23 protein-coding genes are annotated in these 23,662 nt (G+C 65.6%); 12 read left to right on the forward strand and 11 right to left on the reverse strand.

What is annotated here, in order from left to right; all coding sequences use genetic code 11:
- Positions 1 to 125: 125 nt before the first annotated feature.
- The 5 genes from D2N39_RS00475 to D2N39_RS00495 all read left to right on the forward strand — a co-directional run bounded on the left by D2N39_RS00475 (position 126) and on the right by D2N39_RS00495 (position 4,376).
- Positions 126 to 395 carry a hypothetical protein gene (locus D2N39_RS00475; protein ID WP_119132821.1) on the forward strand — a complete coding sequence of 90 codons (270 nt, stop codon included), beginning with the start codon at positions 126 to 128 and terminating at the stop codon, positions 393 to 395.
- Positions 396 to 440: 45 nt separating this feature from the next.
- Entirely contained in the window at positions 441 to 2,294 is a 1,854-nt protein-coding gene (locus tag D2N39_RS00480; RefSeq protein ID WP_119132823.1) for an ABC-F family ATP-binding cassette domain-containing protein, read from the forward strand.
- 128 nt (positions 2,295 to 2,422) lie between these two features.
- Entirely contained in the window at positions 2,423 to 3,043 is a 621-nt protein-coding gene (locus tag D2N39_RS00485) for a nitroreductase family protein (protein ID WP_119132825.1), read from the forward strand.
- A gap of 84 nt (positions 3,044 to 3,127) precedes the next feature.
- The gene (locus D2N39_RS00490) at positions 3,128 to 3,745 is read left to right on the forward strand and encodes a MarC family protein (protein WP_119132827.1); all 618 of its coding nucleotides are present in this window, start codon (positions 3,128 to 3,130) and stop codon (positions 3,743 to 3,745) included.
- Positions 3,746 to 3,803: 58 nt separating this feature from the next.
- Positions 3,804 to 4,376, forward strand: a complete 573-nt coding sequence (locus D2N39_RS00495) for a retropepsin-like aspartic protease family protein (protein ID WP_119132828.1) — start codon at positions 3,804 to 3,806, stop codon at positions 4,374 to 4,376.
- Here D2N39_RS00495 and D2N39_RS00500 read toward each other — a convergent pair.
- Together D2N39_RS00500 and D2N39_RS00505 are read right to left on the reverse strand one after the other, a co-directional pair.
- Entirely contained in the window at positions 4,366 to 4,839 is a 474-nt protein-coding gene (locus D2N39_RS00500; protein ID WP_119132830.1) for a DNA polymerase III subunit chi, read from the reverse strand. The two genes, D2N39_RS00495 and D2N39_RS00500, sit on opposite strands and share 11 nt — an antisense overlap.
- Positions 4,840 to 4,843: 4 nt before the next feature.
- Positions 4,844 to 6,313, reverse strand: a complete 1,470-nt coding sequence (locus D2N39_RS00505) for a leucyl aminopeptidase (RefSeq protein WP_119133299.1) — start codon at positions 6,311 to 6,313, stop codon at positions 4,844 to 4,846.
- Between the two features lie 159 nt (positions 6,314 to 6,472).
- Between D2N39_RS00505 and lptF the strand changes: the two genes are divergently transcribed.
- The 6 genes from lptF (at position 6,473) to rsmA (ending at position 13,996) form a co-directional block, all read left to right on the forward strand.
- The gene (gene lptF / locus D2N39_RS00510) at positions 6,473 to 7,594 is read left to right on the forward strand and encodes an LPS export ABC transporter permease LptF (protein WP_119132831.1); all 1,122 of its coding nucleotides are present in this window, start codon (positions 6,473 to 6,475) and stop codon (positions 7,592 to 7,594) included.
- Positions 7,591 to 8,685: an LPS export ABC transporter permease LptG gene (lptG, locus tag D2N39_RS00515; RefSeq protein WP_119132833.1), complete on the forward strand. Its 1,095-nt coding sequence runs from the start codon at positions 7,591 to 7,593 to the stop codon at positions 8,683 to 8,685. The genes lptF and lptG overlap by 4 nt, the downstream gene beginning before the upstream one ends.
- The gene (locus D2N39_RS00520) at positions 8,685 to 10,847 is read left to right on the forward strand and encodes an LPS-assembly protein LptD (protein ID WP_119132834.1); all 2,163 of its coding nucleotides are present in this window, start codon (positions 8,685 to 8,687) and stop codon (positions 10,845 to 10,847) included. Before lptG ends, D2N39_RS00520 begins: the two co-directional genes overlap by 1 nt.
- A 56-nt stretch (positions 10,848 to 10,903) precedes the next feature.
- Positions 10,904 to 12,112 carry a peptidylprolyl isomerase gene (locus D2N39_RS00525; RefSeq protein WP_158589754.1) on the forward strand — a complete coding sequence of 403 codons (1,209 nt, stop codon included), beginning with the start codon at positions 10,904 to 10,906 and terminating at the stop codon, positions 12,110 to 12,112.
- Between the two features lie 3 nt (positions 12,113 to 12,115).
- On the forward strand, positions 12,116 to 13,093 hold the full coding sequence (pdxA, locus tag D2N39_RS00530) for a 4-hydroxythreonine-4-phosphate dehydrogenase PdxA (RefSeq protein WP_119132838.1): 978 nt from the start codon (positions 12,116 to 12,118) through the stop codon (positions 13,091 to 13,093).
- A 63-nt stretch (positions 13,094 to 13,156) separates the two neighbouring features.
- Positions 13,157 to 13,996, forward strand: coding sequence for a 16S rRNA (adenine(1518)-N(6)/adenine(1519)-N(6))-dimethyltransferase RsmA (gene rsmA, locus D2N39_RS00535; protein ID WP_119132840.1), 840 nt, complete (start codon positions 13,157 to 13,159; stop codon positions 13,994 to 13,996).
- 25 nt (positions 13,997 to 14,021) lie between these two features.
- Here rsmA and D2N39_RS00540 read toward each other — a convergent pair whose 3' ends face one another.
- The 9 genes from D2N39_RS00540 to D2N39_RS00580 all read right to left on the reverse strand — a co-directional run bounded on the left by D2N39_RS00540 (position 14,022) and on the right by D2N39_RS00580 (position 22,701).
- Complete coding sequence (locus tag D2N39_RS00540) at positions 14,022 to 14,798, reverse strand: DUF4167 domain-containing protein (RefSeq protein WP_119132842.1); 777 nt, start codon at positions 14,796 to 14,798, stop codon at positions 14,022 to 14,024.
- 233 nt (positions 14,799 to 15,031) lie between these two features.
- On the reverse strand, positions 15,032 to 15,865 hold the full coding sequence (gene prmC, locus D2N39_RS00545; RefSeq protein WP_119132844.1) for a peptide chain release factor N(5)-glutamine methyltransferase: 834 nt from the start codon (positions 15,863 to 15,865) through the stop codon (positions 15,032 to 15,034).
- The gene (gene prfA / locus D2N39_RS00550) at positions 15,862 to 16,917 is read right to left on the reverse strand and encodes a peptide chain release factor 1 (protein ID WP_119132846.1); all 1,056 of its coding nucleotides are present in this window, start codon (positions 16,915 to 16,917) and stop codon (positions 15,862 to 15,864) included. Before prfA ends, prmC begins: the two co-directional genes overlap by 4 nt.
- Before the next feature lie 31 nt (positions 16,918 to 16,948).
- On the reverse strand, positions 16,949 to 17,422 hold the full coding sequence (locus D2N39_RS00555; RefSeq protein ID WP_119132848.1) for a DUF1499 domain-containing protein: 474 nt from the start codon (positions 17,420 to 17,422) through the stop codon (positions 16,949 to 16,951).
- Positions 17,419 to 18,384: an agmatinase gene (gene speB, locus D2N39_RS00560; RefSeq protein WP_119132850.1), complete on the reverse strand. Its 966-nt coding sequence runs from the start codon at positions 18,382 to 18,384 to the stop codon at positions 17,419 to 17,421. Before speB ends, D2N39_RS00555 begins: the two co-directional genes overlap by 4 nt.
- A 114-nt stretch (positions 18,385 to 18,498) precedes the next feature.
- On the reverse strand, positions 18,499 to 18,993 hold the full coding sequence (locus D2N39_RS00565) for a Dps family protein (protein WP_119132852.1): 495 nt from the start codon (positions 18,991 to 18,993) through the stop codon (positions 18,499 to 18,501).
- A gap of 81 nt (positions 18,994 to 19,074) precedes the next feature.
- Positions 19,075 to 20,481 carry an aminotransferase gene (locus tag D2N39_RS00570; RefSeq protein ID WP_119132854.1) on the reverse strand — a complete coding sequence of 469 codons (1,407 nt, stop codon included), beginning with the start codon at positions 20,479 to 20,481 and terminating at the stop codon, positions 19,075 to 19,077.
- A 160-nt stretch (positions 20,482 to 20,641) separates the two neighbouring features.
- On the reverse strand, positions 20,642 to 21,484 hold the full coding sequence (locus tag D2N39_RS00575) for an isocitrate lyase/PEP mutase family protein (RefSeq protein WP_119132856.1): 843 nt from the start codon (positions 21,482 to 21,484) through the stop codon (positions 20,642 to 20,644).
- A gap of 53 nt (positions 21,485 to 21,537) precedes the next feature.
- On the reverse strand, positions 21,538 to 22,701 hold the full coding sequence (locus D2N39_RS00580; protein WP_119132857.1) for a M20 aminoacylase family protein: 1,164 nt from the start codon (positions 22,699 to 22,701) through the stop codon (positions 21,538 to 21,540).
- A gap of 128 nt (positions 22,702 to 22,829) precedes the next feature.
- Here D2N39_RS00580 and mazG point away from each other — a divergent pair, with 128 nt between their 5' ends.
- Positions 22,830 to 23,624: a nucleoside triphosphate pyrophosphohydrolase gene (mazG, locus tag D2N39_RS00585; RefSeq protein WP_233557038.1), complete on the forward strand. Its 795-nt coding sequence runs from the start codon at positions 22,830 to 22,832 to the stop codon at positions 23,622 to 23,624.
- Positions 23,625 to 23,662: the final 38 nt, after the last annotated feature.

A 23,662-nucleotide genomic window follows, 5' to 3' on the forward strand; every position in this document is an offset into this window, starting at 1 on the left:
TGAAAAGCCCGTGACGTAACGGCGTCGGTTCCCGCCCGCTCTGCGGCGCAAGCTGCGACAAAGCGGTGCATTGCGATACCGCACTCTTTTAGTAAGGATATTGGCGAGCAAACGGAGTTCCCGCCATGCGCCTCTGCGCCACCGCCTTCTTCGCCCTTCTGGCCACCCCGCTGGCCGCCGATCCCTTCGTGATGAGCTATGAAGCCTTTGAACAGGCCGTGCCGCATATCGACCTGCCCGCCTGCCCCGTGGATCTGGACGGGCCGGGCCGGTTCTGCCGCCTGACCACCCATAACGACGCGCTGAATGTCTTTGTTTTTTCCGAAGACGGCGACCAGCCGCTTGTTGCGCTGAAAAGCTGGCCCGCCGATCTGCTGGCCGGTTTGATGGACTAGCGGCGCATTGCCGTTCCCGGCCCAAGCTGTTAGGGGCTTGGCACCATGCTGCGGATCAATGACATCACCTATGCGGTCGAAGGCCGCCCTCTGTTCGAGGGTGCCTCGGCCACCATTCCGACCGGCCACAAGGTTGGCCTCGTAGGGCGCAACGGCGCGGGCAAGACCACGCTGTTCCGGCTGATCCGGGGCGAGCTGGCGCTGGAAAGCGGCGAAATCTCCCTGCCCGCCCGCGCCCGTATCGGCGGCGTGGCGCAGGAGGTGCCTTCGTCGGCGACCTCGCTCTTGGATACCGTGCTTGCGGCGGATACCGAACGCGCCGCCCTGCTGGCCGAGGCGGATACCGCCACCGACCCGCATCGCATCGCCGAAATCCAGACCCGTCTGGCCGATATTGATGCCTGGAGCGCGGAGGGCCGCGCCTCGGCCATCCTGCGCGGGCTGGGCTTCGACGCCGAGGCGCAATTGCGCCCCTGTTCCGATTTCTCGGGCGGCTGGCGGATGCGGGTGGCGCTGGCGGGGGTGTTGTTCGCCCAGCCCGATTACCTGCTGCTGGACGAACCGACCAACTATCTGGATCTGGAAGGCGCGCTGTGGCTGGAGAATTATCTTCAGAAATACCCCCACACCGTCATCATCATCAGCCATGACCGTGGTCTGCTGAACCGGGCGGTGCAGGGCATTCTGCATCTCGATAACCGGAAGCTCACCTATTGGCAGGGCGGTTATGACCAGTTCGCCCGTCAGGCCGCCGAACGCCGCGCGGTGCAGGCGGCCGAGGCGAAGAAGGTCGAGGCGCGGCGCGCGCATCTGCAAAGCTTCGTGGATCGGTTCAAGGCCAAGGCCTCGAAAGCCGTGCAGGCGCAAAGCCGGGTGAAGATGCTGGAAAAGCTGACCCCCATCACGCCGCCGGAAGAGGCGCGCAAGATGGTCTTCACCTTCCCCGAGCCGGAAGAACTGTCACCTCCCATCATCAATATGGAAGGCGCAAGCGTCGGCTACGGCGGCAAGGCGATCCTGCGCCACCTGTCGTTGCGCATTGATCAGGATGACCGCATCGCACTTCTGGGCCGCAATGGCGAGGGCAAATCCACGCTGTCGAAACTGCTGGCGGGCAAGCTGCCTGTCATGGGCGGTGAACTGCACCGCCATGGCAAGCTGCGCATCGGCTTTTTCGCGCAGCATCAGGTGGAAGAGCTGCATATCGACGAAACGCCCCTGCAACATGTGCAGCGCCTGCGCCCCGAAGAGCATCAGGCTCGGTTGCGCGCGCGTCTGGCGGGCTTTGGGTTGATGGCGGAACAGGCCGAAACCGTGGTCGGGCGGCTGTCCGGCGGGCAGAAGGCGCGGCTGTCGCTGCTGCTGGCCACCATTGACGCGCCGCATCTGCTGATCCTTGACGAACCGACCAACCACCTCGACATCGAAAGCCGCGAGGCACTGGTCGAGGCGCTGACCGAATATCGCGGCGCGGTGATCCTCGTCAGCCACGACATGCACCTGCTGGGCCTTGTGGCCGACCGGCTGTGGCTGGTGAAGGCGGGCGCGGTCACGCCCTACGACAAGGATCTGGAAAGCTACCGCGCCGAATTGCTGGCCGGGGACGAACCCGCCAAACCGGCCGCGAAGCCTGCGGAAAAGCCGAAACGCGCCAGCCGTGACGAAATCCTGCTGCTGCGGGCCGAGGTCCGCAAATGCGAGGAACGGCTGGGCAAACTGAACGACATGCGCGACAAGCTCGCCGCCAAGCTGGCGGACCCCGAGTTGTATGAGGACAGCCGCAAGGGCGATCTGGCGGTCTGGAACAAGAAATATGCCGAGGTGATGGAGGCGCTGGATCGTGCGGAAAGCCTGTGGCTCGACGCGCAGGAAGCGCTGGAAATGGCCGGGGCGGGCTGAAGCCCCGCCCCTTGGCGCATGGGTGAACGCGAGCCCTGCATGGGCGCACAGTTTGCCCGGTTGTGCCGCCAAGCCTTTGGGCACACATACTTGCTGCAACCGCATCATAGTTCGGAAGAGGCAAGACGATGACCAACGCGACCCTGCAAACCCTGAAGAAACGCCGCACGCAATATGCGCTGGGCAAGAAGCTGCCGCTGTCCAATGAGGCGGTCGAGGCGCTGATCAAGGAGGCCGTGCGGCTTTCGCCCTCGTCCTTCAACTCGCAAAGCTCGCGCGCCGTGATCCTGTTCGGCGAAGCCTCGGAACGGTTCTGGGAAATCACCACCGAAGCCCTGCGCGCCATCGTTCCGGCCGAGGCTTTCGCGCCGACCGAAGGCAAGATGAAAGCCTTCGCCGCCGGTGCGGGCACTGTGCTGTTCTATGAAGATCAGGCCACCGTGAAGGGCCTGCAAGAGCAGTTCCCGCTTTACGCCGATGCCTTCCCCGGCTTCTCGGAACATTCGGCGGGCATGGCACAGCTCGCGGTCTGGAACGTGCTGGCCGATGCCGGAATCGGTGCAAGCCTCCAGCATTACAACCCCGTGGTGGATGCCGCCGTGGCGAAAGAATTCGACATCCCCGCAACCTGGAAGCTGCGCGCGCAGATGCCCTTCGGCTCGCACGAGGGCGGGTTCGGTGACAAGACCTTCATCGAGGATGACAACCGCTTCCGCACCTTCGACAGTCTGGCCGTCGCCGCCGAATGATCGCATCGGGGCGCCCTGTCACGGGCGCCCCATTGCCTTGCGGCCTGATCCGGTCCACCATGCGCGACGCGCACAGGGCAGGACATGATCGACACCGCTTTTCTGATTACCGCTTTCGCCACGCTGTTCGTGGTGATCGACCCGCCGGGTCTGGTGCCGCTGTTCATCGCGCTGACCCGTGGCATGGATGTCGAACGCCGCCGTGCCATGGCGCTGCGGGCCTGCGTCATCGCCACCATCCTGCTGACGGCCTTCGCGCTGATGGGCGAGGCGCTTCTGGGCTTCATCGGCATCTCGATGCCCGCCTTCCGCATCGCGGGGGGCATCCTTCTGTTCCTGACCGCGCTGGACATGCTGTTCGAACGCCGCACCCAGCGGCGCGAGGGGCAGCATGCCGACCCCGACCATGACCCTTCGGTCTTTCCGCTGGCCACGCCGCTGATCGCCGGGCCGGGCGCCATCGCCACGATGATTCTGCTGATGGGGCAATCGGGCGGCGGCTGGGGCGGCGCCGCACAGGTGCTGGGTCTGCTGCTGGCGATGATGGTGGCCACCTTCCTGTTCCTGCTGGCCGCCCCGCCCATCGAGCGTGCGCTGGGCCGCACCGGCACCGTGGTCATCACCCGGCTTCTGGGCATGTTGCTGGCGGCGCTGTCCGTCCAGTTCGTCATCGACGGTGTGCGCGGCACCGGGCTGATCTGACGCCGCGCCCTTGCGCCCTGCCCGCCTGCGCCCCAGATCGGGGGAAAAGGAGACCCCGATGGACGGCGATTTCACCGCACGCATACTCTACCTCGGCCTTCTGGTCGCCGCTGTCGGCGGCTGGGCCATGGTTGAATATCGCGGTCGGCTCGGCGCCGGTCTGCGCACGCTGGCGGCATGGGGGATGATCGTGGTCGGGCTGATGGCAGGCTATGGCCTCTGGACCGACATGCGCAGCAGCATCCTGCCGATGCAGCAGGTTGAAGGCCAAAGCATCCATATCCCCCGCGCCGCAGACGGGCATTTCTACCTGACGCTAGAGGTCGGCGGTCGCAGCGTCCCCTTCATGGTCGATACCGGGGCCACCAATATCGTGCTGTCGGCCCGCGATGCAGCGCGGCTGGGCGTTGCAACCGAGGGCCTTGTCTACATGGGCGAGGCCAATACCGCCAATGGCACCGTGCGCACCGCGCGGATCTGGCTGGAGGATGTGCGGCTTGGTCCCTTCCACGACGACAGCCTGCCCGCCTATGTCACGGATGGCGCAATGGATGGCTCGCTGCTGGGAATGGATTACCTGCGCCGCTACCGGATGGAGATTGACGGCAACCAGATGATCCTCAGCCGGTAGTTTCCGCCGGCCGTTCGGTCTGCATGGCCCAGCGGCCGGATTCCTCGGACCAGTATTGCAGATGCACGCCCTCACCCGCGAGCCGCTTCCAGAGGCCGCGCGCCGCATTCACTGCGCCCTGATCCTGCCCGTCGAACAGAACCCAGACCCGTTCAAGACCTGCCGCCTCGCCTGGTTGCGGCTCGGCCCCGTCAACCAGCATCAGCGCCCGCGCGCCATTCGCCACCAGGCCAAGTCCCAGAAGCAGGGGCTGGGCCGCCTCGCGCCCGGTGCCCTCAAGACCATGCGGCAGGAACCCGTCTTCCGGTTCCAGCCACAGCTTTTCGTCCAGCCACTCCAGCCGACCGCGATCAGTGCCGCGCAGCATCACCCGCCAGCCCTGACCCAGCGCCCGCCCCGCAAGCTGCGTCACCGTTTCCGGCACACCGCTGCGGGTCAGGTGGTAGAACAGCACACGCGACATGCGCTTACTTCTCGAACCTGTCGCGGATCATCCGGTTCAGCGCCGCCACGCCCCAGCCGGTCGCCCCCTTGGGCGCCAGTGCCGTATCGGCCTGCAACAGCGCGGTCCCCGCGATGTCGAGGTGAATCCACGGCGTTTCCGCCTTCACGAAGCGTTGCAGGAACTGCGCCGCGGTGATCGAGCCGCCATCGCGCCCGCCGATATTCTTCATATCCGCGATGCGCGATTTCAGCTTTGCGTCATAAGCGTCGCCCATCGGCATGCGCCATGCGCCCTCACCCTCGGCTTTGGCGGCCTTCAGGAACTGTTCGCAGAAGGCATCGTTGTTCGAGAATACGCCGGTATTTTCATGCCCCAGCGCCACGATGATCGCGCCCGTCAGCGTGGCAAGGTCGATCACGCCGCAGGGGTTGAAACGCTCCTGCGCATACCACAGCACATCGGCCAGAACGAGCCGCCCCTCAGCATCGGTATTGATGACCTCGATCGTATCGCCCTTCATGGATCGCACCACATCGCCCGGACGCTGCGCGCGCCCGTCGGGCATGTTCTCCACCAGCCCGACCAGACCCACGACATTCGCCTTGGCCTTGCGCAGTGCGAGCGTCCGCATGACGCCCGCCACCACACCGGCGCCGCCCATATCCATGGTCATTTCTTCCATGCCGCCCGCGGGTTTGATGGAAATGCCGCCGGTGTCGAAAACGACGCCCTTGCCGACCAGCGCCAGCGGTGCCTCGTCCTTCGCGCCGCCGCGCCAGTGCATGACGACGACCTTGGACGGGCTTTCCGAGCCCTGCCCCACGCCCAGCAGCGCGCGCATGCCCAGCTTCGTCAGATCCTCTTCCTCAAGGATCTCGACATCCAGCCCCAGTTCCTGCATCGCGGCCAGACGGGCGGCGAAATCATAGGTGGTCAGCACATTGGCCGGTTCGTTCACCAGATCGCGGGTGAAGAACACACCTTCCGCCAGCGCAGCCAGCGGTGCCGCCTCGGCCGCCGCCGCCTCGGGGTTCGGCACCATCAGCGTCACCGGGCCGGGCACTTTCGCGCTGCCGGTCTTGTGCGCGGTGAAGTCATAGGCCCGCAGCGCCAGCCCGAACGAGAGTTCGGCCAGATGGCGCCCGCCTTCGGCCAGCACCAGCGTCCCGGCCTCGGACAATGCACGGCCGATGGCGCCGCCCGCCTTGCGGGCCTGCGCCACATCGGCCTTGCGGTCCAGCTTCACCACCTGCACCGCCTCGGCCGCCAGGCCCGCAGGCCAAGCTAGCACCGTGCCCTCGCCCGCTTTCTGATCCACAAAGGCGGGCGCCGCCAGATAACGCGCCAGCGCGCCCTTCATCAGCCGGTCAAGCCGCCGCCCGGCCGCGCCCAGCTTGCCCCCCTCGTCCACCACCACAACGATACGGCCCGTGGCCTTGGCCAGCACCTCGGCATCGACGGGCTGGAACTGGATCGGAACGGGATGCGACATATTCATTCTCCGGCTGTCGGTCTTGCTCGCCCCCATGAAACCGGGCGGGCTTTCGCCGCGAGGCTAGCCGCCCGCGCCCGCCTTGACCAGATAGCAGTTTTCCCCGCCGGGGATTTCGGCTAGCGTCGCGCCCGTTCCGGGGTTGAAGCGAGGGTCCGCGTGTCGAGATTCGACAGATATCTGCTGTCGCATTTGCTGGCGTTGTTCGGGTTCTTCTCGCTGGTGCTGGTGGCGATCTACTGGGTCAACCGGGCGGTGGGGCTGTTTGACGAGCTGATCGGCGACGGCCAGTCGGCGCTGGTCTTCCTTGAATTCTCGCTGCTGACCCTGCCCAATGTCATCCGGCTGGTGCTGCCGATTTCCGCCTTCGCGGCAACCGTTTACGGGGTGAACCGCCTGATGGCCGACAGCGAGCTGATCGTGATGCAGGCCACGGGCTTTTCCTCGTTTCGGCTTGCCCGGCCCGTCCTGTGGTTCGGGCTGATCGTGGCGCTGATGATGCTGGTCCTGATGCACGTTCTGGTGCCCGCCAGCCGCACCATGCTGGCCAGCCGGTCGGCAGAGATCGCGGAAAACGTCACCTCGCGCTATCTGTCCGATGGCGAATTTATGCATCCGTCCAAGGATGTGACGCTGTTCATCCGGGAAATCACCGATACCGGCGAATTGCGCGACCTGTTCATCGCCGACAACCGCGATCCGGCAGCGCGGTCAGTTTATACCGCCAGCCGCGCCCTGCTGGCGCGCAGCGATACCGGGCCGAAGCTGATCATGTTTGACGGCATGGTCCAGAACCTTTCGGGGGCGGAACGTCTTTCAGTCACCCGGTTTCAGGATTTCACCTATGACCTTGGCCGCCTGATCGAGGCTGGCGCCCTGCCAAGACGCGACGTCGAGGATCTGTCCACGCCTGACCTGCTGCGCGCAGATCCGGCGCTGATCGCAGAAACCGGCGAAAGCCGCGCGGCCTTTCTCAGCGAGGCACATGCGCGCTTTGCCATGCCCTTCCTTGGCACGGCGGCGGCATTGCTGGGCTTTTCGGCGCTGCTTCTGGGCGGGTTTTCACGGTTCGGCCTGTGGCGGCAGATCGGCGTCGCTGTAGGTCTGTTGATCTTCGTGCAACTGATCCACACCACCGCCATGTCGCAAAGCCTGCGCAATCCGATGGCATGGCCGCTGGTCTATGCCGCGCCGCTGACCGGGCTTGTGCTCTCCGGCCTGCTGCTCTGGTGGTCGCAGCGTCCGCGCAGGCGCCCGAAACTGCCGGAGGCCACAGCATGACGCTAAGCCTTTATGTCGCGCGCCGCTTCCTGTGGATGTTCGTGCGGGTTTTCCTGATCTTCTTCGGCATCCTCATGCTGATCGACATGCTGGAGCAGTTGCGCAGGTTCTCGGACAAGGGCGCCGGGCTGGCGCAGGCCGCGCAACTGGCGCTGATGAATGTGCCGGACAGCCTTTACCGCATCCTGCCGCTGATCATGATCCTGTCGGCCATTGCGCTGTTCCTTGGCCTGTCGCGGTCGTCGGAACTGGTGGTGGTGCGGGCAGCGGGCCGGTCAGGCTTGCGGTTCCTCTTGTCGCCGGTCATCGTGTCGCTGCTGATCGGCGCCTTCGCGGTTGCGGTGCTCAATCCGCTGGTGGCGGCGACGACCAAGGAATATGACGTGCTTTATGCGCGCTATGCACGAGGGGCGGAACGGGTGCTGTCGGTATCGGACGAGGGGCTCTGGCTGCGTCAGGGCGGCGGCGGGTCGCAGACCGTGATCCATGCCGAACGCGCCAGCGCCGACGGCACGCGGCTCTTTGGCGCCACCTTCCTGTCCTTCGATGAAACCGGCATCCCGCGCGAACGGGTCGAGGCCGCCGAGGCACAGCTTGAACCCGGCGCTTGGGCGCTGGTCGATGCGCGGCGCTGGCCGCTGGATGCCACAAACCCCGAAGCGGCGGTGGAAACCATGACAAGCGGGAAGTTTGCCTCCGACCTGACGGCGGCCGCCATCCGCGACAGCTTTGGCAGCCCCTCGGCCATCCCGGTCTGGGAACTGCCCGGCTATATCCGGGGGCTGGAACGCGCAGGTTTTACGGCGCGCAACCATCAGGTCTGGTTCCAGATGCAGCTTGCGCTGCCTCTGCTGATGACCGCCATGGTGCTGATTGCGGCAGGCTTCACCATGCGGCATGCGCGCTTCGGGCGCACCGGAATGCTGGTCCTGTTCGCCATTCTTGGCGGTTTTGCCATCTTCTTCCTGCGCAACTTCGCGCAGGTTCTGGGTGAAAACGGCCAGATCCCGGTTGCCATGGCGGCCTGGACACCGCCCGTCACCGCCACGCTTTGCGCCATCGGACTGCTGCTGCATCTGGAGGATGGCTGATGCGCTGGCGTGCTTCCCTTTTCGCGCTGGCGCTGGCGGTCCTTCCGCTGGGAGGTCAAGGCCAGACAGTTGACCGCGCGACACTGACCGCCAGTCAGGTATCGGTCAGCGGCGACAGCCTGCTGGTCGCGCAAGGCGATGTCGAGGTGCGCTATCGCGGTCAACGTCTGCGGGCGCAACGCATCGTCTATGACCGCGCGGCCGACCGGCTGCGGTTCGAGGGGCCAATCTACCTCAGCGACGAGAAGGGCAATTTCGTCCGCGCCGAAACTGCCGACCTCAGCGCCGATCTGACCGAGGGTGTGCTGAACTCTGCCCGCATGGTTATGAACCGGCAGATGCAGATCGCGGCGCGGCAGATGTTCCGCGCAGGCGGGCGCTATACGCAGTTGACCGATACCGTCGCCTCCTCCTGTCAGGTCTGCACCATCGACCCGGTGCCTTTGTGGGAAATCCGCGCAAAGCGCGTGATCCACGACCAGTTGGAACAGCAGCTTTACTTCGACCGGGCGCAGTTGCGCTTTGCCGGGGTGCCAGTGTTTTACCTGCCGCGCCTGCGGATGCCCGACCCGACGCTGGACCGTGCGACCGGGGTGATGATGCCCGACATCCGCACCACCTCGGGGCTGGGGACCGGGATCAAGGTTCCGTATTTCATCACGCTTGGCCCCTCGCGCGATCTGACAGTCACCCCTTATCTGACCACCAAGAACGGCCGCACACTGGAACTGCGCTACCGCGAGGCGTTCCGCACCGGCCGGATCGAGATCACCGGCGCCACCTCGCGCGACGACATCCTGCCGGGCGAGGCGCGCGGCTATCTCAACGCCAGCGGCGATTTCGCCCTGCCCCGCGATTTCCGGCTGACCTTTCAGGCCGAGGCGGTCAGCGATCCGGCCTATCTGCTGGATTACGGCATTTCCGACAAAGACCGGCTGGACAGCCGGATCGAGGTCACCCGGACCCGGCGCAACGAATATATCTCGGGCCGGTTCATCAACTTCCGGTCCATCCGCGACATCGACGGCGTGCCCGAAAGCAATGCGACCCTGCCCACACTGATCGGCGACTTCACCCTGCACCGGCGGTTTTCCGGCGGCCCGCTTGGGGGGGAGGCGGGCCTGATGTTCCAGACCCATTCGCATTACCGCACTTCGACGCTGGATTATGACACCGGCGCGGATACCGATACCATCGCCGACGGGCGCGACATGTCGCGCGCCTCGCTGCGGCTGGACTGGCGGCGCAACTGGGTCACCGGGCCGGGCATTGTTGCCTCGACCATGGCCGAGGTTTCGGCCGATCTTTACAACATCCGGCAGGACGCCACTTATGGCGGCACCCACAGCCGGTTGCATGGCGCGGCGGCGCTGGAGTTGCGCTGGCCATGGGTCGGTGGCACCCGTGACGGCGCAACCCATGTGATCGAGCCGGTGATGCAGCTTGTCTTCGCCAGCCGGGACGGCAGCAACATCCCGAACGAAGACAGCGCGCTGGTCGAGTTTGACGAAGGCAATCTGTTCGCACTGGACCGTTTCGCCGGTTCGGATGCACATGAAGATGGCGCGCGGCTGAACGTGGGCCTCAGCTGGACCCGTTATGCCCCCTCCGGGTGGAGCCTCGCTCTCGCCGGGGGGCGTGTCTTCCGGCGTGAGGATTTCGGTCAGTTCAGCACCGCCTCGGGCCTTGACGGCGTGACCTCCGACTGGCTTGCCACCGCGCAGGTCACCGTGCCGGGCGGGCTGTCGCTGACCAATCGCGCGCTGTTCGACGGTTCTTTCGGCATCACCAAGGCCGAATTCCGGCTCGACCTCGACCGCGAGAAATACGCGCTCAGCACCTCCTACATCTGGTTGCAGGCCGATGCGGCCGAAAACCGCACGGCGGACACGCAGGAGCTTTATCTCGACGGGCGCTATGCCCTGACCGATACATGGACCGGCAAGCTGAGCGGCCGCTATGACTTCGAGGCCGACCGCGCCACCCGTGCCGGTCTGGGGCTGGAGTTCCGCAACGAATGCCTTCTGGTCGATCTTTCCCTCTCGCGCCGCTTCACCTCCTCGACTAGTGTGAAGCCAACCACGGATTTCGGCCTTTCGGTCGATCTGCTTGGTTTCGGCGGCAGCGCCAAACCCGGCCCGGCCAAGAAATGCCGCGGCTGACCCTGCCCCCGGACCACCGGATCGCCCCGAAGGACCATAGCCAAGAGACTGCCCGAATGACCCGAGTTCTGCCCCTTCTGACCGCAAGCTTCCTCGTGCTGGCCACCGTTTCCGGCCCGGTGGCGGCGCAACAGAACCTGTTCGCCCCGCGGATCATCATCAATGACCGGGCGGTCACCGAATACGAATATCAGCAGCGCCTGCTGTTCATGCAGATCCTGCGCGCGCCGGGTGATCTGGAAAAAGAAGCGATGAAGGGCCTGATCGAGGACCGTCTGCGCCTGCAAGAGGCCAAGCGTCTGGGCGTCAAGCCGACCGAGGCCGAGGTGCGCAAGGGCATGGAGGAATTCGCCAGCCGTGCCAACCTGTCCGCCGACGAATTCCTGAAAGTGATCGGTCAGGCAGGGGTTGCGCCGGAAACCTTCCGCGATTTCGTGACCGCCGGCATGGTCTGGCGCGAGGTGGTGCGGGCGCGTTTCGCTGGCTCCACCAAGGTCACCGAGGCCGAGATCGACCGCGCGCTGGAATCCGAGACCCGCAAGACCGCACTGACCGTGGCGCTGTCGGAATTGATCATCCCCGCGCCGCCCGGACAGGAAGATGCGGCCATGGCGCAGGCCCGCCGCATTCAGGGACAGGTCAATACCGAGGGCGGTTTTTCCTCGGCGGTGGCGCGCTATTCCGCCGCCGCCTCGCGTGACCGCGGCGGGCGTCTGGCGCCGATGCCGCTGAGCAACCTGCCGCCGCAGATCGCCAGTGTGATCCTTGCGCTTGGCCCCGGTCAGGTTTCTGCCCCCATCGCCATTCCCGGCGGCGTTGCGCTGTTCCAGCTGCGCGACGTGACCGCCTCGAAAGAGGCCAGCCCCGCCATGGTGCAGGTCGAATATGCCCGCCTGCGCCTGCCGAAAACCGAAACGACCGCAGCCGAATTCGCACGCATCCGGGCCAATGCGGATGTCTGCAAGGATCTTTACACCCCGGCACGCGGCCTGCCGGAAGACCAGCTTCAGTTCGAAACGAAGCCGATGTCTGCGGTGCCTGCCGATCTGGGGCTGGAGCTTGCGCGGCTTGATCCCGGCGAAAGCGTGCTGCGCGATCTGGGCGGTGCCACCGAAATGGTGATGCTCTGCGGGCGCCAGCCGGTCAGCGAAACGCCGCCGGATCGCACGGCGATCCGCAACCAGATCCTCAACCGCAAGGTCGAGGCGCAGAGCGACCTTTATCTGGCCGAACTGCGCGCCAATGCCCTGATCCGCGAGCCCTGAGCCATGGCCGAACGGAAGCCGGTGGCGCTGAGCTGTGGCGAGCCTGCGGGCATCGGCCCGGAAATCGCGGTGAAGGCGCGTGGTCTTCTGGGCCGTGATCTGCCGTTCTTCTGGATCGGCGACCCCCGGCATCTGCCTGCGGGAACGGATTTCACGGAAATCGCCCGCCCGGCAGAAGCGACGGAAGTGCCGCCAGATCGGCTGCCGGTCCTGCCACTGGCCTTTGCCGCCCCGGCCACGCCCGGCGTGCTGAATCCTGCCAATGCCGCAGGCGTCATCGCCGCAATCCGGCGCGGGGTCGAATTGGTGCAGGCGGGCGAGGCTTCCGCGATCTGCACCGCACCGCTGCACAAGAAGGCGCTGAAGGATGGCGCGGGATTTGCCTTTCCGGGTCATACCGAATTTCTGGCCGATCTCGCAGGCGGCGCCGATGTGGTGATGATGCTGGCCGCCCCGGAATTACGGGTGGTGCCGGTCACCATCCATATCCCGCTGGCAGAGGTGCCCGTCGCGCTGACCTCTGATCTGCTGGAACGCGCGATCCGCATCACCCATGCCGGGCTGGTCCGCGATTTCGGCCTTTCCGCGCCACGTCTGGCAGTGGCGGGGCTGAACCCCCATGCGGGCGAAGGCGGCGCCATGGGGCATGAGGATGCGTCCGTGATCGCGCCGGTGGTTACCCGACTGGCGGCCGAGGGCATGGCGATCTTCGGCCCGCTGCCCGCCGACACCATGTTCCACCCCCGCGCCCGCGCCGCTTATGACGTGGCGATCTGCATGTATCACGATCAGGCATTGATCCCGATCAAGACCGTGAACTTTGACGGCGGGGTGAATGTGACGCTGGGCCTGCCCTTCGTGCGCACCTCGCCCGACCATGGCACCGCGCTGGACATTGCCGGACGGGGTATCGCCGAGCCGTCAAGCCTTGTGGCTGCGTTGCGCATGGCGCATGAGATGGCGACGGCGCGCGGGCGGTAAGCACCGGGGCGCTGCCCCGGACCCCGGGATATTTGGACCAAGATAAAAGCAGGAGCCGGTTTCATGGCGACAATCGACGGTTTGCCGCCGCTGCGCGAGGTCATCCGGGCGCATGATCTGGTGGCGAAGAAGCAGCTTGGGCAGAACTTTCTGCTGGACCTGAACCTGACCGCCAAGATCGCGCGGCAGGCGGGTGACCTTTCGGGCTGCGATGTGCTGGAGGTCGGGCCAGGCCCCGGCGGGCTGACGCGCGGGCTGCTGGCCGAAGGCGCGCGGCGGGTGCTGGCGGTGGAGAAGGACGCCCGCTGTCTGCCCGCGCTGGCCGAGATTCAGGCGGCCTATCCGGGCAAGCTGGATGTCATCAACGGCGATGCGCTGGAGGTCGATGTGCTGGCGCATCTGACCCCGCCGATCCGGGTGGTGGCGAACCTGCCCTATAATGTGGGGACCGAGTTGCTGATCCGCTGGCTGACGCCCGCGAACTGGCCGCCGTTCTGGGAAAGCCTGACGCTGATGTTCCAGAAGGAAGTGGCCGAGCGGATCGTGGCCAAGCCGAAAGGCGATCATTACGGGCGGCTCGCGCTTCTGGCGCAATGGCGCTGCGAGGCGAAGATCGTCCTGCATCTGCCGCCAGAGGCTTTTACCCCGGCGCCCAAGGTGCATTCGGCGGTGGTGCATCTGACCCGGCTGCCGGGGCCGCGCTTTCCGGCGGATGAGAAGATCCTGAGCCGGATCACAGCCATGGCCTTCAACCAGCGGCGCAAGATGCTTCGATCATCCCTCAAGGGGCTGGGACCGGACATCGAGGCGCGGCTGGAGGCGGCGGGGATTGCGCCCACCGCGCGGGCCGAGGAAATTTCGCTGGAAGGGTTCTGCGCACTCGCGCGCGAGATGGCAAAATGAAAACGGGGCCACGCGGCCCCGTTTCTTATTCTGCGGCTTCCGGCTTTTCGGCCTCTGCCTTGGGTTTCGGCGCGCGCGGCTTGCGCGGGGCCGTTGCCTTGCGTGGCTTGGGGGCCTCGGCGGCCTCCGCTGCTGGCGCCTCCGGCACGGGAGTTACCGGCGCGGCGGCGGCAGGCTCAGGCGTCGTTTCTACGGCGGCGGGAGCATCGGCCGTGGCTTCCACGGCTTCGTCCCTTGGCGCACGACGGTCATATTGCGGACGCGGGCCGCGACGATTGCGGTCGCCCTCGCGGCGCTGGTTCTGGCCGGATTGCGGCTGCCCCTCACGCTTCATTTCCGGCGTTTCGACCAGCGTACTTTCCTCGTCGGCGGTCAGCGTCATGGCTTCGGCCGGAACCTCGGGCTGGTCACCTGCCCCCGGATCGCGGTTGTCGTTCCGGTCACCACGATCCTGATGCCGCGGATTGCCACCGGACTGGCCGTTGTTCTGGCCGCCGCCCTGGTGGTTGTTGTGGTTCTGATATTGCTGCTGGCGCGCCTCCTGCTCGGCCGCCAGTTCGCGCTGTGCCTCGCTGAGCATACGCGTGTAATGCTCGGCGTGCTGAAGAAAGTTCTCGGCGGCAACACGGTCATTCGAGAGCTGCGCATCGCGTGCGAGAATGAGGTATTTCTCGATGATCTGTTGTGGCGTGCCGCGCACCTTGCCTTCGGGGCCGGAGCTGTCGAAGACACGGTTGATGATGTTGCCCATCGTGCGCGGGCGGTTCGATTTCGAACGCGAGCGGGATTTAGAGGATCTCATCTTGTCCTATGATCCGGTGGTCCGGTGTGACTGGCTGACTTGCCGCCTGCCACGCGAGGGAAATATCCCTCCGGAGGTATGCTGTCATGCTTTCAGCTTGAAAACGGGGAGCGAACCTGTCGCCCCGCCGCTGTTCTTGGAGTAACCATGGGACGGGTCGCCTGACAAGCGGTAATTTCGCAGAAAATTGGGGAAAACTGCGTTTTTCGGCCAAAATGGCCGGAACTCGCCTGTCAGGTCGCAGCGATGGCTGCCACGATACGGTCACGCCCGTCCAGATCGGGCAGGATTCGCGGGTTCTCATACCCGCCTGCGACAAAAAGTCCGGCAACGGCAGGGCCTTGGGTCGGCCCGATTTCCACCATGAGCCGCCCGCCGGGGGCAAGATGCGCTCCGGCACCGGCCGCAATGGCGCGATACGCGTCCAGCCCGTCGCCACCGGGCGTCAGGGCCAGATGCGGCTCCCAGTCGCGGACCTCGGGGGAAAGCCCGGCCATTTCATCGGCAGCGATATAAGGCGGGTTGGAGACGATCAGGTCGAACCGTCCGGTGACAGGGGCGAACCAGTTTCCATGCAGGAAAGTGGCGCGGCCGGTCAGGCCCAGAGTGGCCGCATTGCCTTGCGCAACCTCCAGCGCGGCATCCGACAGATCGGTTGCCACGCCGGTTGCTTCCGGCCGTTCCGCCAGCAGCGTCAGCAGGATCGCGCCCGAGCCAGTGCCAAGATCCAGCACACGGGCGAAGGGGGCAGACAGCGCCTCGGCCACGAGGGTTTCGGTTTCAGGGCGCGGGTCCAGCACGTCGCGGGTGACACGGAAACTGCGGCCCCAGAACTGCCGCCGCCCGGTGATCTGGCTGACCGGCTGACGGGCGAGCCGCGCGGTCAGGGCCTGTTCCAGCACCATCGCCGCCGCTTCGGGCAGCGGGTCATGCAACGCCAGCATCACCCGGTCGGGTGCGGTTCCAAGGGCATGGGCCAGCAAGAGCCGGGCATCGCGCGCGGCGTCGGGCAGACCGGCGGCCGTCAGACGGGAGACGGCCTCGCGGTAGGACTGCGCGGCGGTCACGCTTCCATCTCCGCCAGCTTGGCCGCCTGATCGTGGGAAATCAGCGCAGCGATCACTTCGCCAAGATCGCCCTGCATGATCTGTGGCAGGGCGTAAAGCGTCAGGTTGATGCGATGGTCGGTCATCCGTCCCTGCGGGAAGTTGTAGGTGCGGATGCGCTCGGAACGGTCGCCCGAGCCCACCTGCGCCTTGCGATCGGCGGCGCGGGCCGAAGCGGCCTTGTCACGTTCCATCTCGAACAACCGGGCGCGCAACACCTGCATCGCAATCGCGCGGTTCTGGTGCTGTGACTTCTCCGACGAGGTGACGACGATGCCACTGGGAATATGGGTGATGCGCACCGCCGAGTCGGTGGTGTTGACGTGCTGGCCGCCTGCCCCGCTGGCGCGCATCGTGTCGATGCGGATGTCGGTGGCGGGAATGTCGATGTCTACGTCTTCCGCCTCGGGCAGAACGGCGACGGTGGCGGCGGAAGTATGGATGCGGCCGCCCGCCTCGGTTTCCGGCACGCGCTGCACGCGATGGGTGCCCGCCTCGTATTTCAGCCGGGCAAAGACACCCTCGCCCTGCACATGGGCGGTGAATTCCTTCAGCCCGCCAAGGTCCGAGACCTGCTGTTCCAGCACCTCGAAGCGCCAGCCCATGCGTTCGGCATAGCGTTGATACATCCGGGCCAGATCACCGGCGAACAGGCTCGCCTCCTCGCCGCCGGTGCCGGGGCGGATTTCAAGGATCGCCGGGCGCGCATCGGCGGCGTCCTTCGGCAGAAGCGCCAGTCGCAGCGCCTGCTCCATCACGGGGATGCGGTCTTTCAGGCGCGGAAGCTCTTCCTCGGCCAGCGCGCGCATTTCGGGGTCGGCCAGCATGGCCTCGGCCTCGGCCAGATCGGCCAAAGCACTGCGATAGGCCACGATTTCCGCCACCACAGGCTTCAGATCGGCATATTCGCGGCTGAGCGCGGCAATCTCGGCCGGGGCGGCGCCCTGTCCGAGCTTCGCTTCCAGATATTCGAAGCGGCGGGTGATCTGGTCGAGTTTTTCGAAGGGAACCATGCGACCGATGTGGCGCGAAGGCCGCGCGCGGTCAAGAGGCGGATGGGGGCAGCGCGGCCAGCCAGCGTTCGGCGCGCGCCCGGTTCACCCCCATGTCGGAATAGCCAAACCTCGCCCGCGACCAGAGCCGCAGGCTGGCGCCTGCCGGGGTGGCGAAGGTTTCCACCGTGATGACATCGGGAAAGCCCCAGAAGGCCGAACGCTGCACAAAGGTCATGCGTCCTTCCGCCGGGCCACCCGCGATCAGGGTAGTGCGCGGCTCGGCCAGCGCCACGGCTTGCAGCCTTTCGGCCAGTGCCTCGGGGGTCAGGCCGGGGAACACCGTGGCGGCAATCTCGCCGCCCTCGGGTCGCACCCGCACGTCATTCGGCTTGCCGGTGCGCAAAGGTTCGGCAAGGCTGACATGCCAGTCCGCCGGATCAAGCGGCGCGAACCGCACCGCGAGCGCGAGGCACAGCACAGCCAACAGCGGCAGGCCGAAGGTGACGGCGAGGATCAGTTTCATCGCCGGATCTTGGCCCAATGGTGCAGGCAGAGGATTTCGTAGGCGACATGCGCGCCTGCAATGGCCGTAGCCCCGGTGGTGTCATAGGGCGGCGAGACCTCGACCACATCGCCCCCGACGAGGTTCACCCCCGCAAGATCGCGCAGGATCGCCGCCGCCTGCCAGCTTGCCAGCCCGCCCCAGACCGGGGTGCCGGTGCCGGGCGCGAAGGCCGGGTCCAGCGCGTCGATGTCGAAGGTCAGGTAGACCGGATGGTCGCCGACGATCGCCTTCACCTTCTCGACGATCCGCGCCACACCGATTTCATGGCATTCGCGCGCGTCGATGACATTCATCCCCAGATAATCGTCGCAGAAGGTGCGAATGCCGATCTGGACCGAGCGTTTCGGGTCCACGATGCCGGTCTTGACCGCCTTATACATCATGGTGCCGTGGTCGATGCGGGTCAGATCGTCATCGGCCCAGAGGTCGGAATGGGCGTCGAAATGGATCACGCTCATCGGGCCGAATTTCTCGGCATAGGCCTTGAGGATCGGCCATGTGATGAAATGATCGCCGCCCAGCGTGATGCTGGCCGCACCTGCCTTCAGGATGGTGCGGATGTGATCGGTCAGCCGGTCGGGGAAATCCGCGACCTTGGCATAGTCGAAGGCGAGATCGCCGTAGTCGATCACCGCCAGATCCTCCAGCGGGTCGGTGCCCCAGCCCTGCGGCGGGTCATAGGGTTGCAGGCTCGACGCCTCGCGGATGGCGCGGGGGCCGAAACGGGTGCCTGTGCGATGCGTCACCGCCTGATCGAAGGGCACGCCGGTCACGGCAACATCCACCCCCGTCAGATCCTTGGTATAGGTCCGGCGCAGAAAGCTGGTGGCGCCGGCAAAGGCATTTTCAAAGGCATAGCCGCGCGGGCTTTTGCGGGTGAAGGCGGTATCGACTTCGTTCTTGGCATCTTCAAGGGCCATGGAACGCTCCTCGGGTCTGAAGGTCGTCATTCTGGTCATCGGAGACGCGCCGGATCCGGGTGCGGCGAGATTGCCGCCCCGGTCGCCAAAGTCAAGCCTTGCGGCGGGATTTGATCATTTTGCGGTAGCCCGAAGCATCCAGGCCGCCTTTTCATGCGCGGCGCAACGTCCGGTCAGCAGATCGGCCGTGACCGGGTCATTGCCCTTTTCGGCCGCCGCAATCACCTTGCGCATCCTCTTTGCCACCGCCTCGTGATCCGAGGCCAGATCCTCGATCATCTCATGCGCCGAGGGCAGCTTGGCCGGGTCGGTGATGATCGAACCCTTGGCCATGGCATCCAGCTGGAACGGCGCCAGACGCCCCAGCGCGCGCATCCGTTCGGCCAGATCATCGGCTGCCGTGAACAGGTCGTTATACTGTTCCTCGGTCAGCAGATGGATCGGATGGAACAGCGGGCCTTCCACATTCCAGTGATAGGCATGGGATTTGAACAGCAGCCGGTAGGTATCGGCCACGGCCTGCGACAGCCCCTCGGAAATGGCCAGCACATTCACAACCCCGGTGTCGATCCGGTCGGCCTGTGGGACGGTGTCCAGAACATCGGTCATGGCAGTCTCCTTTCCTGATGGCCGGGGCGGGATGCCCCGGCGGTCAGTCAGGCAACGTGCATCGCCGCCCGCGGGTTCCGCTCAACCCAGTTTCACGCCTTCGCGCACCAGATCGTCGGCCACCTGCCGGATGGCACGTTCCAGCGTATCGCCCACCATCCCGACATCCGCCGCCGTCAGGGTCAGCGGAGGCGACATCACGTTCAGATGGCCCAGCGGGCGCACCATCAGGCCCATCGCCTCGCAGGTGTCGGCAATCCGGGTGCCCACGTCCAGATCCTCGGGCAGCAGCGCCCTTGTCGCCTTGTCGGCAACATTCTCGACGCAGATCATCAGCTTGCGGCCGCGCACCTGCCCGACCATGGGCAGCGCCTCCAGCGCCTTCATCCGCGCTTCGAACAGCGCCCCCACGCGGGTGGCATTGCCCAACAGATCTTCACGCTCGATGATCTCGATGTTCTTCAGCGCGGCGGCACAGGCGACGGGATGCCCGGAATAGGTGAAGCCACTGGTGAACCAGCGCGCGCCATCCGCCGCCATCGCCTGCCAGATCCGGTCGGAAAAGATCAGCGCCCCAAGCGGCAGATAGCCCGAGGTCAGCCCCTTGGCGCAGGTGATCATGTCGGGCTGGATGCCGAATTCGGCCTCGCTGGCGAACCAGTGGCCCAGACGTCCGAAGGCAGTGACCACCTCGTCGGCGACAAACAGGATGTCATGCTGGCGACAGATCGCGGCCATGCGTTGAAGATACCCCTCTGGCGGCACGATCACCCCGCCCGAGGCCTGAATCGGTTCAGCGAAGAAACCGCCGACCTTCTCGGGGCCGATCTCGGCCAACTTCGCTTCGAATTCCGCCACCAGCCAGTCGCAGAAGGCTGCCTCGTCCATGCCATCCGGCGCGCGATAGGGGTTCGGCGCGGTCAGGTGATGGATGCCGGTTTCCTGATACCGGAAGAAAGGCACGCGGTCGCCGGGGCGCTTGCCCACCGATTGCGAGATATAGGTCGACCCGTGATAGCTGTAATCCCGCGCAATCACCTGCGTCTTTTCCGGCCGCCCCATCGCGGTCTGGTAGTAATGCACCATGCGATAGGCCGTATCGACGGCGGCCGAGCCTGAGGTGGTGAAATGCACCCGGTTCAGATCGCCCGGCGCAAGGCTGGCAAGCTTCGCCGCCAGCAGCGCCGCCGGTTCATTGGTGGTATCGACAAACGTGTTGGAAAAGGCGAGCCGCGTCACCTGATCGGCGATCGCCTCGGCCATCTCGCGTCGGCCAAGACCGATATTGGTGCACCACATGCCGCCGATCGCGTCGAAATAGCGCCGCCCCCCGGCATCCCACAGCCAACAGCCCTCGCCCCGCGACATCACCAGCGCGCCCTTCTCCTCGAACGGGCCAAAGTTGGTCCAGGGGTGCAGGTGATGGGCCTTGTCCATCGCCTGCACATCCTGCGGGCTGGGGGTATTGCGGGGGAAATCGGCGGTCATCACTCGCTCCGTTGCGGTTGTCGTCGGAACCCAGTGTAGCATTTTGATCAAAATTCGACCAGCCAGAGCCGCCTACCAAAGGCTGCGGTCACATAGATATGGTGGTCTAAAGGTTGATCCACCGCGATATGGCGAAGCAGCCCGCCTGAGAGTGATTCGGCTAACCCCGCCGGTCTGCCAGACGGCGCTCCGCCATCAGCGCCGACACCTCCGCATCCGGCATCGCGGACGCGGCATAATCAAAGCGGCCCTCCGTCAGGATCTGTCTGGCGGCGGCCTGAACCGCGCCAAAGCCCGCGCGGAACAGCGACCCGCCCAGACTGATGCGCTTCACCCCGCTCTCGGCCAGTTCCGCCACAGTGAAACGCGCGCCGGTCAGGCCCATCACCACATTGACGGGCCGGTCAACTGACGCACAGACCCTGCGTATGGAGGCCAGATCGCGCTGGCCGGGCGCGAACAGCACATCGGCGCCCGCATCGGCAAAGGCTTGCAGCCGCGCGATGGTATCATCCAGATCTGGGCGTCCCCACAGAAAGTTCTCTGCCCGCGCGGTCAACAGAAAGGGCTGCCCCCGCACCGCCTCGGCCGCGGCGCGCACACGTTCCACCGCGTGTTCAAACGGAAAGATCGGGTCTGCACTGTCGCCGGTCGCATCTTCGATGGAACCGCCCGCCAGCCCCGCCGCAAGCGCCAGCCGCAGCGTTTCGGCGCAGTCCTCCGGCGCCGGCCCAAAGCCATCCTCCAGATCGGCACTGACCGGCAGGTCGGTCGCCGCCGCGATTTCGGCCGCATTCTGCAAAACACCCCTGCGGCTGAGCGCCCCGGCGGAATCGCGCAGGCCATGGGCATAGGCGTAACCCGCGCTGGTGGTTGCCAGTGCCGCAAAGCCCGCAGCTGTCAGCAGACGGGCCGAGCCCGCATCCCAGGCATTTGCGACCACAAAAGCACCGGGCGCCTCATGCAGCGCCCGGAACCGTTCAAACTTTGCCAGTTGATCCACGAGACATCTCCCTTTTCAGGAAGTCTGGCTCAACGAGAACAAAATGGAAACTTCTATTTCGCAGGCAGCGCGGTTTCCACCAGGCGGGCAAAGAAGCTGGCCCCGACCGGCGCCGCCTCGTCGTTGAAATCAAAGGCCGGATGATGCAGCCCCGCGCCCGGCCCGGTCCCCAGGAACAGATAGGCCCCCGGCCGCGCCTCCAGCATATAGCTGAAATCCTCGGACCCCATCTCGCGCCCGGCCTCGGCATTCACCAGCGAAGGGCCGACGACCTCGCGCGCGACCGAGGCCGCGAAATCGGCCTGATCGGCATGGTTGATCGTGGGCGGATAGCCCCAGTCATAATCAATCCGCGCGGTGACGTTGAAGGCCGCTGCCTGCCCTTCGATAATCTCGTAGATCCGCTTCTTCAGCAGCGCCCGCACCTCGGGCTTGAAGCAGCGAATGGTGGCGGCGAACATCGCCTCTTCCGGCACGATGTTGCTGGCCGTCCCGGCATGGATCATGGTGACAGACAGCACCGCCTCATCCATCGCAAAGATGTTGCGCGACAGGATGGTCTGCAACCCCTGCACCATCGAGACCACAGCCGGAATCGGGTCAATGCATTCATGCGGGGTCGCCGCATGGCCGCCGCGCCCGGTGACATGGACGACAGCAGTATCGACCGAGGCCATCAGCGCGCCGCGCGTGGTCTGGAACTGGCCGAAGGGCAGGCCCGGCGCGTTATGGATGCCATAGACCTCGGCGATGTCGAAAGTGTCCATCACCCCTTCCTGCACCATGACATTGCCACCGCCGCCATCCTCCTCGGCCGGCTGGAACAACAACGCCACCCGCCCAGAAAACCGCCGCGTCTCGCACAGGTATTTTGCCGCGCCCAGCAGCATGGTCACATGGCCATCATGGCCGCAGGCATGCATCTTGCCCGGCACTTTCGAGGCATATTCCGCCCCGGTCGCCTCGTCGATGGGCAGCGCATCCATATCGGCGCGCAGCCCGATGGTCCGCCCTGCCCCCTGGCCGTTGATGATGGCCACGACACCGGAGGTCGCAATCCCTTCGTGAATTTCATCCACCCCCATCTCGCGCAGGCGTTCCACGATGAAGGCCGCGGTTTCATGACACTGGAATTCCAGTTCAGGATACTGATGGAGATGCCTCCGCCACCCCTTCATCTCGTCTGCGAAATCGGCAATGCGGTTCAGGACTGGCATGAGGTGGACTCCCGGCACGTTTCAGGTCTAAGCCCGGAGGGAAGCCGAAAACCGGAGCCTCCGCAATGCCCAAGCGCCCCCTGCCCCGACCGGAAAGCGACGCCCTCGTGCATGACGCTACGGCAGGTATGCCCCGCCTGCTGGAGATCATGGCCCGCCTGCGTGCGCCTGACGGCTGCCCCTGGGACCGCGAGCAAGACTTCGCCACCATCGCCCCCTATACGCTGGAAGAGGCGCATGAGGTCGCTGATGCCATCGCGCGCGAAGCGTGGGACGAGCTGCGCCTTGAACTGGGCGATCTGCTGTTCCAGTCGGTCTATCACGCGCAACTGGCGGAAGACGCGGGGCTTTTCGCCTTCGAGGATGTAGTTTCGGCGATTTCCGACAAGATGGTTGCCCGGCATCCCCATGTCTTTGGCGACGAAAGCAACGCGAAAAGCGCCGAACAGCAGACGGCGGATTGGGAACGGGTCAAGGCCGCCGAACGCGGCCCGGCCCGCACGCTGGACGGTGTTGCCATGGCACTTCCGGCGCTGACGCGGGCGGTGAAGCTGCAAAAACGCGCGGCGCGGGTGGGGTTTGACTGGCCCTCGACCGCCGAAGTCGTGGACAAGATCGTCGAGGAGGCGCAGGAACTGACCGAGGCCCGCGACCGGCTGACCGAGGCCGAGGTCTTCGAGGAATTCGGCGATCTGATGTTCGTCGTCGCCAATCTGGCACGACACCTCAAGATCGACCCCGAGGCCGCATTGCGCGCCGCCAATGCAAAATTCACCCGCCGTTTCGGCCGGATCGAGGATTGGCTGTCCGAAGCAGGCCGCAGCCCCGCCGACAGCGACCTCGCGGAAATGGACGCGCTGTGGAACCGCGCCAAGGCCGAGGAAAAGGCGCGAGGCACGGGCCAGGCGCCAAATTCGTTGTGAACGAATTGCAAATTTCTTTTGGAAGAAATTTGCCCGCC

The sequence above is a fragment of the Gemmobacter lutimaris genome (assembly GCF_003570715.1).
GTDB lineage: Bacteria > Pseudomonadota > Alphaproteobacteria > Rhodobacterales > Rhodobacteraceae > Gemmobacter > Gemmobacter lutimaris.

What these genes read in the sequence shown, in the direction of transcription:
- D2N39_RS00485 (WP_119132825.1), top strand. Translation starts at nt 2,423, where the DNA reads ATGACCAACGCGACCCTGCAAACCCTGAAGAAACGCCGCACGCAATAT.
- rsmA (WP_119132840.1), top strand. Translation starts at nt 13,157, where the DNA reads ATGGCGACAATCGACGGTTTGCCGCCGCTGCGCGAGGTCATCCGGGCG.
- mazG (WP_233557038.1), top strand. Translation starts at nt 22,830, where the DNA reads ATGCCCCGCCTGCTGGAGATCATGGCCCGCCTGCGTGCGCCTGACGGC.
- D2N39_RS00525 (WP_158589754.1), top strand. Translation starts at nt 10,904, where the DNA reads ATGACCCGAGTTCTGCCCCTTCTGACCGCAAGCTTCCTCGTGCTGGCC.
- lptG (WP_119132833.1), top strand. Translation starts at nt 7,591, where the DNA reads ATGACGCTAAGCCTTTATGTCGCGCGCCGCTTCCTGTGGATGTTCGTG.
- D2N39_RS00500 (WP_119132830.1), bottom strand. Translation starts at nt 4,839, where the DNA reads ATGTCGCGTGTGCTGTTCTACCACCTGACCCGCAGCGGTGTGCCGGAA.
- D2N39_RS00490 (WP_119132827.1), top strand. Translation starts at nt 3,128, where the DNA reads ATGATCGACACCGCTTTTCTGATTACCGCTTTCGCCACGCTGTTCGTG.
- D2N39_RS00555 (WP_119132848.1), bottom strand. Translation starts at nt 17,422, where the DNA reads ATGAAACTGATCCTCGCCGTCACCTTCGGCCTGCCGCTGTTGGCTGTG.
- speB (WP_119132850.1), bottom strand. Translation starts at nt 18,384, where the DNA reads ATGGCCCTTGAAGATGCCAAGAACGAAGTCGATACCGCCTTCACCCGC.
- prfA (WP_119132846.1), bottom strand. Translation starts at nt 16,917, where the DNA reads ATGGTTCCCTTCGAAAAACTCGACCAGATCACCCGCCGCTTCGAATAT.
- D2N39_RS00505 (WP_119133299.1), bottom strand. Translation starts at nt 6,313, where the DNA reads ATGTCGCATCCCGTTCCGATCCAGTTCCAGCCCGTCGATGCCGAGGTG.
- D2N39_RS00480 (WP_119132823.1), top strand. Translation starts at nt 441, where the DNA reads ATGCTGCGGATCAATGACATCACCTATGCGGTCGAAGGCCGCCCTCTG.
- D2N39_RS00540 (WP_119132842.1), bottom strand. Translation starts at nt 14,798, where the DNA reads ATGAGATCCTCTAAATCCCGCTCGCGTTCGAAATCGAACCGCCCGCGC.
- D2N39_RS00565 (WP_119132852.1), bottom strand. Translation starts at nt 18,993, where the DNA reads ATGACCGATGTTCTGGACACCGTCCCACAGGCCGACCGGATCGACACC.
- D2N39_RS00580 (WP_119132857.1), bottom strand. Translation starts at nt 22,701, where the DNA reads ATGCCAGTCCTGAACCGCATTGCCGATTTCGCAGACGAGATGAAGGGG.
- D2N39_RS00570 (WP_119132854.1), bottom strand. Translation starts at nt 20,481, where the DNA reads ATGACCGCCGATTTCCCCCGCAATACCCCCAGCCCGCAGGATGTGCAG.
- D2N39_RS00475 (WP_119132821.1), top strand. Translation starts at nt 126, where the DNA reads ATGCGCCTCTGCGCCACCGCCTTCTTCGCCCTTCTGGCCACCCCGCTG.
- pdxA (WP_119132838.1), top strand. Translation starts at nt 12,116, where the DNA reads ATGGCCGAACGGAAGCCGGTGGCGCTGAGCTGTGGCGAGCCTGCGGGC.
- D2N39_RS00495 (WP_119132828.1), top strand. Translation starts at nt 3,804, where the DNA reads ATGGACGGCGATTTCACCGCACGCATACTCTACCTCGGCCTTCTGGTC.
- D2N39_RS00520 (WP_119132834.1), top strand. Translation starts at nt 8,685, where the DNA reads ATGCGCTGGCGTGCTTCCCTTTTCGCGCTGGCGCTGGCGGTCCTTCCG.